Below are 11,915 nucleotides of genomic sequence, written 5' to 3' on the forward strand. Positions count from 1 at the left end.
CCTACTTCTACCTACCCTATAAACTCTCGAAAGTGGGGGGAGAGTGAAAAACTACTTAATTTTGCCTGTGTACTTACTAATAATTTGTTAAGTTTTTAAAATTTAGTTGAATTAACTGGTAATAACTGTAATAATGATTCTGTTTAAGCATTCAGCCCTCAGTTATCAGCTATCAGCAAGATAGGTAAAAAGTAAGTTTTAGATTTGCTTTTTCTTCATTATTAAATTGATTAAATCCAGTCCCCAGAATAACACAATGCCTAGCAAATTAAATCTCAATAGCGGTGAAACTCTCCGAAAAGGTGCAACAGGATCAAAAGTTCGACAACTCCAAGAAATCTTAACAGCACTGAATCTAAATCCGGGAACAATAGATGGTGATTTTGGGAATAATACTCTCAAAGCCGTTAGACAATTTCAAAGTCAAAAAGGACTTGAAACCGATGGTATCGTTGGGAGAAATACTCAAAATGCCTTAAATAATGCCCTGGAAGAAGCAACAGAAAGCGCACCATCATCAACATCATCCTCAACTTTAAGCACCCCTACAAAAGGTTTTGGTGGAACAACTGGAAAACTACCACTTCCAGGTATTCCTCTCATCAAAGAATTTGAAGGTTGTTATTTAAAAGCTTATCCAGATCCTCTGAGTGGTAATTTACCTATCACCATTGGTTGGGGTACTACAAAAAAAAGAGATGGTAGTAACTGGAAATTAGGTGAAAGGATCACTCAACAAGAAGCAGATGATTTATTGATGCTTCAGCTAGAGAATAGCTATCTTCCACCTCTGCAAAAAATTCCTGTTTGGAATGAATTAAACGCCAATCAACAGGGTGCTTTATTAAGTTTTGGTTATAACTTGGGTGCTAACTTTTATGGTAATTCCAGATTCTCAAGCATGACTAGAGTTTTGAGAGATAAAAAGTGGGATGAGATTGAAGAAACCTTTCTGAAATACAGAAATCCTGGTAGCAATGTAGAAGCTGGATTAAGACGAAGAAGACAGGCAGAAGCTAATCTATTTTTAACTCCAGTTTAAGTAGGTTGGCATTAAGAATTGTCGTCATTGTCAGACAAGAGGCAAAAGTGAAGAGGTTTTGAGAAATTTTGGTTCTACCGCTCCCCTTGTGATTAAATATCCCTTTTAGATATCCATAACCATTGCTGTATATGGGTTTGGTTTAAATTAATAGCGATTTCGACAAAGTGCTTTGCGATCGCCTATTTTTGAAAAAATTAAAACCTTAAATCCAGTTGGGGTAGGGCTTTCAGGGATATTTTACCAAAAATAACATAAAGGAAACGATAGAACCATAATTTTTCTTGTTGTTCTAAAAGTGCTGTACCAATTTGCTGGGATACTCCACTACGCTCGGATATTTTGATAAAATCTCTTTTGAAATGCGCCCAACATAGTTGCATTCTCCGCATTCGAGTTGGTGTAACCGATGTTCTATAACAATAGTTTTGATTGGTGGTATTTCTACTTGCTGGTGTCTGTATGGGTTAGCGTCTTCTCCTTCTAACTGCCCCCCACAGCTACTACAGGACTCTGGCTGATAATTTATTACCTCTGCACACTCAGATTCTGGATACAGAAACTTTGTAAATCCCTATTCTATTGTATAGAATCATGCTACCAACTTCTACCCCCATACTCCGACTTTCCCAAGGACATCTAAATCTACTCGCAGCTTGTCCACGCAAATTTCAACATAGCTATTTAGAACAACTAAATACTCCTCTAGATCCTACACACGAAGAATATCAAATTTTAGGTAGTCGGTTTCACTTGCTAATGCAGCAGCGAGAAATGGATTTACCTATTAATAAATTACTACAGGCAGATCCTCAATTGCAAGATTGGATGGCTGAATTTAGTAAAATTGCTCCAGAAATATTTATAACTAATATTGATCATCAAACCTTTCGAGAAAGCGAACATTATCGAACATTACAAATTGGCAATTATCTCCTGACAGTCATTTATGATTTATTAATTGCTGACCAAAATCAAGCCCAAATTCTCGACTGGAAAACCTATCCCCAACCACCAAAAAGAGAAATATTAGCTAAAAATTGGCAAACAAAGCTTTATCTGTACGTTATGGCAGAAACTAGCAACTATTTATTAGAAAATATTTCCCTGACTTACTGGTTTGTGCAATCAAAAGAGCAAACTAAAAATATTAAATTTTGTTATAATGAAAAAGAACATCAAAAAACAGCACAGGAATTAAATCAACTATTAAACAATCTCACACAATGGGTAAAAGATTATCAAAATGATATATCATTACCACAAATTGCCAAATCCCAGAAAATATGTGAATCTTGTCAATATGCCATGAGGTGTCAACGTCAAAAAATCAAAGAAGAAACTATAGATATTGACCAAAATTTTCCTAGTTTGGAAAATATTGCCGAAGTATCACTTTGAGTTAATGAATAAGATTGTCTCACGCAAAGGCGCAAAGAAAGAAATACAGAAGTTAGAATGTGGTTGAAAATGGAATGGATTTTAACAACACAAGAAAAACCCCCAGATTGGTTTATTGAATTAGTCAAAAAATACGCAACAGGTGGTAACTTTGCTGCTCAATTATTTTGGCAACGGGGAATTCAAGATCAGGAAAAATTAGCAGCTTTTATTAATTATCAAAGTTATCAACCTGCCAATTCTTTTGAATTTGGACAAGAAATGAATTTGGCTGTGCAACGGTTAATAACTGCCGGAAAAACAGGAGAAAAAATTGCTATTTGGGGAGATTTTGATGCCGATGGAATTACCTCGACTGCGGTATTATGGGATGGTTTGGGTGAATTTTTTCCGCAACATCGTCAATTAAGTTATTATATTCCCAATCGGTTAACAGAATCTCACGGTTTAAATAAACCAGGAATTGATAATTTAGCCGCCCAAGGTTGTAAGTTAATTGTTACTTGTGACACTGGCAGTACAAACATTTCAGAAATTATCTATGCCCAAAATTTAGGGATAGATGTAATTGTGACAGACCATCATACATTACCACCAAAACGCCCTCCAGTTGTCGCCATTATTAACCCGCGTTATTTAGCCAAAGAACATCCTTTATATCATCTTTCTGGTGTGGCAGTTGCTTATAAATTGGTGGAAGCATTATATATGAGTTTGCCAGATATTCCCGAACATCCATTAACAGATTTATTAGATTTAGTTGCAGTGGGATTAATTGCCGATTTAGTCCAATTAAGTGGTGATTGTCGCTATTTGGCACAGTTGGGAATCCAACAATTACACACAGATTTTAAAAAACCACCAACAACCAGAAGAAGACCGGGAGTAGGGAAGTTATTAGAATTATGCCAGAAAAGTGGCGATCGCCCCACAGATATTTCCTTTGGTTTAGGACCTCGGATTAACGCCGTCAGTCGCATTCATGGTGACGCTAATTTCTGTGTAGAACTATTAACCAGTCGAGATATGCAGCGTTGTCAACAACTTGCAGAAGAAACAGAATTAGCTAATTCCCGTCGCAAATCTTTACAAAAAGATGTCCAAGCCCAAGTTACTAAAAAACTCAGTCAATTAGACTTATCAACCACCAGCGTCATCGTTTTAGAAGATCCTCAATGGGCAAGTGGTGTTTTAGGTCTGGTTGCCGGACAAATTGCCCAAGAAACAGGGCGACCGACAATTTTGTTAAGTACAGAAGCAAAGGAAAATCAGACAGATTCTAGCCTATCTCTAGCGCGTGGTTCAGCCCGTTCTATTAACTCCGTTGATTTATATCAATTAGTTCAAGAACAAGCCCATTTATTACATCGTTTTGGCGGACATCCTTTTGCAGCGGGTTTGAGTTTATTAGTAGAAAATATCCCCCTATTTACAGCCGCAATTAACCAGAAATTACGTCAATCTTTAGGAGGAATAAACCTCACTCCGACAGTACAAGCTGATTTAGTGGTGACAGTTGCCGATTTAGGCAAAGATTTATTTTTAGAATTAAAACTATTAGAACCCTATGGAATGGGCAATCCTATTCCCAAATTATTAATTAAAAACTGTTGGTTTGAAAATTCTTGGCATAAAAATCAAGAAGATTTAAAAGGAAATAAAATCCAATATATTAAAACTGACTTCAACATTCGAGATAATTCTACCAACAATCCGTTTCCGGGGATTTGGTGGGGACATTATAAAGAAGAATTGCCTATTGGTAAATGTGATTGTATTGCTGAAATTGATTTCAACAGCTTTAAAAAACGTTATGAAATTAGATTAGTCGCTGTACGTCTTAATACGGAAAGCGAATTAAAAACCAAAACCTCAGCATTGATTTTAGATTGGCGAAATCAGAAAAATTCAACCGAAATAAATTCAGAACAAACATTATTAATTATGCAAGATTGTCCTACTAATTGGGATAATTTACGTTTATGGTTCAAGCAATCAATAAATCAGAAAAAACAATTAGTTATTGCTTGGAGAAAACCCCAGAATTTAACTCCCAAGGAGATTTGGTTAACTTTAGTAGGAATTTCTAAATACCTCAGTCGCACAAACCAACCTGTTACCAGAATCCAACTTTTAGAGAAACTAGGTATTAGTGACCAAAGCCTATATTTGGGTTTTCAAGCATTAAAACATTTAGGATTTATCATCCAACGTCAAGATAATCATTTACAAATCATCTGGGATTCTACACATCATCTGCAACCTGCCGATCATGTTATTAACCAATTTTTAGCCGCAGTCAGAGAAGAACAGTTTCAACGAGATTATTTTTTTCATGTTCCTTTATCTATTATTGTGGCCATGATTGGTAAATAATCTCATTTCGTAGGTTGGGTTGACGTAAGGAAACCCAACATTTAAACATCAAACATATTAGGTTTTGTTGGGTTTCGCAAAGACTCAACCCAACCTACATTCTAACCCTCTTTTTGTTCTTGAAAAAACTTCTTATCAATAGTTTTGGTATGTTCTCTATTAGCAGAAGTAGCTGTTATCTGATAATCAACTAAATTATCCACAAAAGGAACAGTTAACTTAAATGTACCATCAGGATTGACCTTGACTTTTTGACCATCAATAGTAACATTTGCACCTGCTTCTGTAACACCATGAAAAACCAATTCTGTGTCAACAATGACCCAGAAATCTGTACTGGGACGGCTGAAAATCCGAACTGTTCCAGAACGTGCTAAACACAACCATTGATTATCATTATTTACATAACCAATTTCTGTCATGTAGTCCCGTTCACCTCTAGGAATAGGTACATAGCGATCATTGATTGCGGTTTCACATTCGTATTGTGCATCGAACTGAGGATGCTGATAGCTGAGATCAAGATTGGTAACATCATAGAGCCGGATAGCCAAAATGGTAAATCCTTGATTGTGTAAGATTTGTTGATGATCTTCAGAAATATACCAAGATAGATAAGCCCATTTGGGAGTGCGGGGTGTGAAAATAATTCTAGTATTTCCAGTCGCATTGATGGGATTAATATGAGTCCAGGCTTCTATCTCAGCATCTAATTCCATTGCTATGGCTTCATTTGTCGCTGGGAGATGCAAGGGAGTAGGATATATCTCTTCTTCTATTTCCGGGGTATTGAGCGTCATTTGACTAGTAATGGCGTTTAAAGCCTCCCCTAACTCGAATGGTAAGTCATATGATAAATCAGGTGATAAATCAGGTGGTAAGTCAGGTGGTAAGTCAGATAATAAATCTTGAGTTTGTGGTGGTTGGCTGACTGGTTGAGGTGTTGGGGTTAGATTCAGAACTTCTGTTAGGTTGTTATCTGGCTTAACTGGTGTGGAGGTAATACCAAGTAATTCTGATAATGATGTAATCTTTTGATGAGATTGAGTTGCGGGCGTTACAGGCGTTTCTGGTGCTTCTAATGGAATATTACTGACTTCATTGGTGGAAATATCTGCATTAATTGGCTGGTGGTGAATATTCAAAATTTGTGGAAAGTGACTATTAACGACAATTACTGGGTTTTCTGTCTCCCAAGCCACTTCATCATAGTTGAGATTAAGATTAATGTCGGACATTTCCTGAATTTGATTATTGGGGGAAGTTGTCTGTGGTTCATCTATAGTGGCTATATTACTGACTGGTGTTATTTCTTGGTCGTCATCTTCTTTGTAGTAATTTGCGCCATTAAGTCCATTACCATTACTATTCCCATTACTATTTAATATGGATGCAAATGCTTCTGAATCTGACAGAGTAAACATTGTCTCTGGAAAAGAATCACTTTCTTGATTTGAGGATGTCTGGGCTTTTTCAATAGGTAGCGAAGCACTTTTGCTGGCAGTTCGCTTTTTTCTTCTTAACCACAATGGTAAAAAACTACTTAATCCCGCAATTAGCAATAAAGGTATTAGTAAGAAAAATCTCATATTTTTGGTAATCATTGAGGGATTATCAAAGGGATTTACCAACTGTGTTTCCTCTCCCGTTTCTTGAGGTTCAGGTATAACTAATGTTTCAGGTGTTGGTGTTACTAAAGATGGACTGGGAGAAACTGAAGGGGTTTCTAAAGAGGTTGCTGTAGGAGTCGCTGTAGGAGTTGCTGTAGAGACGTTATTCATAGGTACAGACATAGTTTGTATTGATCTGGCTGCGATCGCAATTGCTTCTGCTTCTTTAGCAGCTTTTATAGAATCTTCTCCTGGTTTGGCTAAGACAAAACCTAGAAAATCTTTAACTTTAGGACTGGGATTTTCTTTATAAACGTAAACAAAAGACTGGGAAAAAGGATATTTAGAATTATCTGGCAAGTAATTTTGTACTTTTAATACCCGCACATCTGGCACTTTAGAAATTTGACTTGCTAACACATAACTAATGCCGTCATTACTTAATTCTTTAATAATGTTAGGTGTGTTATCTTCCACCATTTGCACCGCATTAGCACCTGTTAATAATTGACCAGATTTGAATACTGAATATTCACCAAAGGAATTACGAGTATCACTATCAAAGGGACGATCTATAAATCTAATTTTACCCTTAGCATTTCCCAATTCTGACCAATCTGTAATTTCTCCGCGAAAAACCTTGGCAAATTGCTCAGTAGTCAAGCCATCATAGAAAGGATTATTCATACCAACAACGATGGCAATTTTTTCTCGACGCACTAGCACCTGTTTTAAACCTTGTGCTTTTTCTTCTGGAGTGAGTTTGCGACCAAGGGATGCTACATCTGCTTTACCATCTAAAACTGCTTTTACAGCGTCTTCATTGCCATTGGCCTCAATTTCTACCTTAGTCCCCGAAAACTGGGTTTCAAAGTTTTCTTTTAAGCGTTGGTTGACAAGTAGGACGTTAGGAGAACCATCAACTTTAACTACCGTTCCATTTTCTACTGTTTTCGGTAGGGGAAAATCTGGAGTCTTACTCTTGGATTCCGCTTGAATGGGTAAGGGAATCAAGAAATTTGCTACCATTGGACTGGTAGCTATGGCCATTAGTAAGGCCAGTTTGATAATTACACTATCTTTTTGTTGTTGTTGCCACATATATCCCTGATTTAGCTAATATAAATGAACTACTCGCCAATAATCAAAATATGGTTTGATTGAGCAATGCCTTGTCCAAATTGGAAAAGCCTTGATTTGTAAGTTGTGTGTTTGCGTTAGCTTTGCCTAGTAATACTATGCAACCTAATAAGTGTGTTTGGTCTTGCTGTTGCTTAACCCAACCTACAGAAAATGGCTAAGGTATTGATTGAGAAGATGGGTTAATTATACAGCGTGAGTTATTTTTATCTGTAATAACACAAGTGATTAAATTAAAACAGAAGTCCTGAAAATCAGTAGAAATTTAGCAATGCTTAATCTAAACTCGTAGAGCAAGGTGAAGTGAATACAGGGTTTATAATTGCGCTTTGTATTTAGTTTAAGTTTTAGTATAACTAATCACTACTAAGCCAGGAATGTGTTAATATTTCCCATAGTGTTCGTCGCAGCAAGATCGAAATAATTTAACTTATATCTTTATAAAAATACGTATTTCAAGTTGTAAGCACTCACTATTGACAATATTTACAAAAATAAAAATTTATATATAAGCTTTTAAGTATACAATTTGATAAGATAATAAAATATTTAAATAATATTTCTATTACCAATCGGAAATGTACTACAGTTTACCTAATTTTTTAATAAAAATCAATTTACTGATCTTATAAAATTCTGGCTATCCTTATTTGGTCAATTTATTAACTACTACTTTACGACAAGATTTTTTTTAGTAACCCATTATTAACATAATTTTATCAGTATGAAACTGGTTACAGGAGTATCTATGGATCAGACACAGCCATTAAAACCATTAGTTGATGGACTGAATGAGAAATTAATTGATTTACCTGATTTACATCAAATTATTAATTATTCTCCTTTAACTATTAGTCCTGATAGCTATGTGATGGATGCTATTAAGTTGATGAACCAGGTTGGAGTTAATCATCTAACTCAAGCAGCAAACGACTATGTTTTGGTGGTAGAGGGCAAGAAATTACAAGGAGTGTTTACGATTAAGGATGTATTGAGGGTAGTTGCTTCAAATACTAACTTATCTGCGATGAAAATGGTGGAGGTGATGAATCAGCTACCAATTACACTCAAAAGATCAGATTCTGAGCAGATTTTGACCGTGTTGGCACTTTTTCAGCAGCATTGTCTTCAACATTTACCTATAGTAGATGAAGAAGACAACTTAATCGGTATTATCTATGAAAAAGACTTATTAAAAGGTTTAAATATAGAAAAAATAGTGGGTGTGGCTGAGGCATTACAGGAAAATTTTGCAAATTCTCATACAAAACACATACCAATTAATCAACAATTAGAAGTAATTCGCTGGCAAACTTATAATTATTTACAACAATGGGTGAAAGAAGAGGTTGCTGATAGTGTGGAAATTAATTTGCAACTTCAAGAAACTTTAGAAGAACTGCAAATTGCGGAAGAAGAACTGCGGCAACAAAATGAACAATTGATGTATTCGCGGGAAATTACTGAAGCAGAAAGACAGCGTTATCAAAATTTATTTGAATTTGCACCTAATGGTTATTTAGTAACTGATAGTTTAGGGATGATTCAGCAAGCTAATTATGGAGCAGCATCTTTGTTATCTGTGCGTCAAGATCATCTGATTGGCAAGCCATTAGTGGTGTATATTGCTGAAAAATATCGTTCTCAGTTCACATCTTGGTTGCAAAAATTGCAGCATTTACAGGAATGGGAAATAGATTTCCAGCCTCGCAAAGGTTCGCTATTTTCTGCTAGTTTGAGAGTAAATTCTATATTTGATAGTGAAGGTAACCGAACTGGGTTATTGTGGTCAATAACTGATATTAGCGATCGCAAGAAATTAGAAGCAGCCCTCCGTCAAGATAGCGATATCTTGGAAACTAGGGTAAAAGAACGCACGGCAGAATTAGTGATTGCTAATGAGCAATTGCAACAAGAAATCCTGGAACGGGAACAGATTCAAGAGTCCTTACAAGAAAGTGAAGCCCGACTCACATTAGCGCTGGAAGCAGGTAACATTGGGATCTGGGATTGGCATATCCAAATTAATAAAACTCTCTGGTCTCCTAATTTGGGTTTAATGTATGGTTTACAAATTGATGCTTTATCTCCTAATTGTGAAGAATTTCTCCAGTTAATCTATCCTGAAGACCTTGAGCGGTTTAAAAAACGGGTGAGTGAATCTCTTGAGAAAAAAGTTGATTTTGTCTGTGAGTATCGGATAGTTGGTGGTGATGGTAGTCTAAATTGGTTGAGTTCGAGAGGAAAAGTTTACTGTAATGAAAATGGTGAACCAATGCGGATGATTGGTACTACTAGGGATATTTCTGAACGGAAAGCAACTGAACAGCAACTCTATGAACAAGCTGCCCTTTTAGATATTGCCACTGATGGAATTTTCGTCCGTGATTTTCAAGCCCAAATTCTTTTTTGGAATGAGGGTGCCAAGAAGATATATGGTTGGCAACAGCAGGAAGTTTTACACAAGAATCCCAAGGATATTTTTTATGATTCAACTTCCCATGAGCAAGAGATAATTCCTCTGCAAACTGTAGTGAGATTGGGAAGTTGGCAGGGTGAATTACACAAACGGACACAATCGAATCAACTAATTGTTGTTCAAAGTCGTTGGACATTGATGTTAGATGCTGATGGACAACCTAAATCTATTTTCACGGTAGATACTGATATTACTGAAAAGAAACAACTAGAAGAGCAGTTTTACCGCGCTCAACAAATGGAAATTCATGCTAAAAAAATGGAAAGTATTGGGACTTTAGCTGGTGGGATTGCTCACAATATCAATAATCATTTAACACCGATTTTAGGATATGCTCAATTGCTAAAATGTAAATCTTCTTTAGACAAAGATAGTTATTTACAAATGCTAACAACTATTGAGGCTAATGCTAAGAAAGGGGCAGCTTTGGTGAGACAACTTTTATCTTTTGCTAAGGGAGTAGAGATTCAATATACAATTATTCAGATTGGTGATTTGATTAGGGATACTATTCAGATGGCGAAGGAAACATTTTCGTTTCCTCAATCTGTCAAGTTTTTCACGGATATCCCGCCAAAATTATGGACGATATCTGGGGATAAAAATGAACTAGAACAGGTATTAATTAACTTAATGGTTAATGCTGGTCATGCTATGCCTAATGGTGGCAATTTGTCTATTTCTGCGGAAAATTTATATATTAGTGAAGAGATGAGACGGATAAATCATCATGCTGCTGTGGGGAATTATATTGTAATTACGGTGGAAGATACGGGTACGGGAATGCCACCGGAAATATTAGAAAGAATATTTGAGCCATTTTTTACTACTAAAGATATTGGCAAAGGAACAGGATTAGGACTATCAACGGTGCTAGGAACAATTAAAAGTCATAAAGGTTTTATCAATGTTGATAGTGAAGTGGGGAAAGGCAGTAAATTTAAAGTATTTTTACCATCGGTAAATCAGGAAGTTATTCCTTTAGAACCGGATTATGGTGAAATTTATCCAGGACGGGGAGAGTTAATTTTGGTGGTGGATGATGAACCCCAGGTGCTGGAAGTTACGAAGACTATTTTAGAAAGTTATAATTATCAAACTATTACTGCTAAAAATGGGATGGAGGCGATCGCTATTTATGCACTCTACAAACAGCAAATTAGAGCAGTGTTGATGGATATGATGATGCCAGAAATGGATGGAAGTTCGGCTATCTCCAATTTGAAAAAAATCAATCCTCAAGTGAAAATAATTGCTTGTAGTGGACGCAATATCCAAAATATGCTGGAACCAAGTAATGAAAATCAAGTTCCCGCGATTTTATCAAAACCCTACACTAATCAGGAATTGCTGGAAACATTGAGTTATGTACTAAAGGAGTCAGGAGTCAGCACTTCGACTTCGCTCAGTGACCATTCAGGAGTCAGCACTTCGACTTCGCTCAGTGACCATTCAGGAGTCAGAAGGAAGGAAGGAGAATAAAATTACTCAATTATCAATTACCAATATTTGAGTATTTTGAACAGATTTTTGGGGATGGTAGCACTTATGCTCATAGAATTGACCGATTGATGAGACTTTTATTCTTTCCTGGCAAATCTATGACACCTCAAGAGTTTTTAGCAAAGTTGGCAACAGCCGCAACAGACCCCGAAAAACTGATAGTTTTTGCAGAATACTTGGATACAACTGCTTTGGATCATGCCACAGCGCCAAGATGGAGAAGTCTTTCTTATAGTAACGAAATTGAAATGGCACTGAAAAATGTGGCTTTTCATTTGGAAGCGCTCGCTGAAGTTGAGTAATAGGTAGGGGTAGATGTATTGAGGGTAGTTGCTTCAAATACTAACTTATCTGCGATGAAAAT

The 11,915-nt window shown here is 36.3% G+C and carries 7 protein-coding genes and 1 pseudogene; 5 read left to right on the plus strand and 3 right to left on the minus strand.

Going from position 1 to position 11,915, the window contains the following annotated elements; all coding sequences use genetic code 11:
• Positions 1–256: 256 nt before the first annotated feature.
• A complete protein-coding gene (locus tag FJR05_RS13130) occupies positions 257–1,042 on the plus strand; it encodes a glycoside hydrolase family protein (protein WP_168644523.1) in 786 nt (261 codons plus the stop codon).
• 197 nt (positions 1,043–1,239) lie between these two features.
• On the opposite strand, the gene FJR05_RS13135 is transcribed toward FJR05_RS13130, so the two are convergent.
• Entirely contained in the window at positions 1,240–1,425 is a 186-nt protein-coding gene (locus tag FJR05_RS13135) for a hypothetical protein (protein WP_168644524.1), read from the minus strand.
• A gap of 56 nt (positions 1,426–1,481) precedes the next feature.
• Positions 1,482–1,601, minus strand: a pseudogene (locus FJR05_RS27310) (hypothetical protein); the annotation flags it as partial.
• A gap of 35 nt (positions 1,602–1,636) precedes the next feature.
• On the opposite strand from FJR05_RS27310, the gene FJR05_RS13145 reads away from it, so the two are divergent.
• Together FJR05_RS13145 and recJ are read left to right on the plus strand one after the other, a co-directional pair.
• Entirely contained in the window at positions 1,637–2,443 is an 807-nt protein-coding gene (locus tag FJR05_RS13145) for a PD-(D/E)XK nuclease family protein (RefSeq protein WP_168644525.1), read from the plus strand.
• A gap of 69 nt (positions 2,444–2,512) precedes the next feature.
• Complete coding sequence (gene recJ / locus FJR05_RS13150; RefSeq protein ID WP_168644526.1) at positions 2,513–4,819, plus strand: single-stranded-DNA-specific exonuclease RecJ; 2,307 nt, start codon at positions 2,513–2,515, stop codon at positions 4,817–4,819.
• A gap of 101 nt (positions 4,820–4,920) precedes the next feature.
• On the opposite strand, the gene FJR05_RS13155 is transcribed toward recJ, so the two are convergent.
• Positions 4,921–7,530 (minus strand): substrate-binding domain-containing protein, encoded by a 2,610-nt coding sequence (locus FJR05_RS13155; RefSeq protein WP_168644527.1) that lies wholly within the window; start codon positions 7,528–7,530, stop codon positions 4,921–4,923.
• Positions 7,531–8,317: 787 nt separating this feature from the next.
• Here FJR05_RS13155 and FJR05_RS13160 point away from each other — a divergent pair.
• Together FJR05_RS13160 and FJR05_RS13165 are read left to right on the plus strand one after the other, a co-directional pair.
• Positions 8,318–11,530 (plus strand): PAS domain S-box protein, encoded by a 3,213-nt coding sequence (locus FJR05_RS13160; RefSeq protein ID WP_168644528.1) that lies wholly within the window; start codon positions 8,318–8,320, stop codon positions 11,528–11,530.
• 119 nt (positions 11,531–11,649) lie between these two features.
• The gene (locus tag FJR05_RS13165; protein WP_168644529.1) at positions 11,650–11,853 is read left to right on the plus strand and encodes a hypothetical protein; all 204 of its coding nucleotides are present in this window, start codon (positions 11,650–11,652) and stop codon (positions 11,851–11,853) included.
• Positions 11,854–11,915: the final 62 nt, after the last annotated feature.

This window comes from Dolichospermum sp. UHCC 0259 (genome assembly GCF_009711935.1).
Taxonomy (GTDB): Bacteria; Cyanobacteriota; Cyanobacteriia; order Cyanobacteriales; family Nostocaceae; genus Dolichospermum.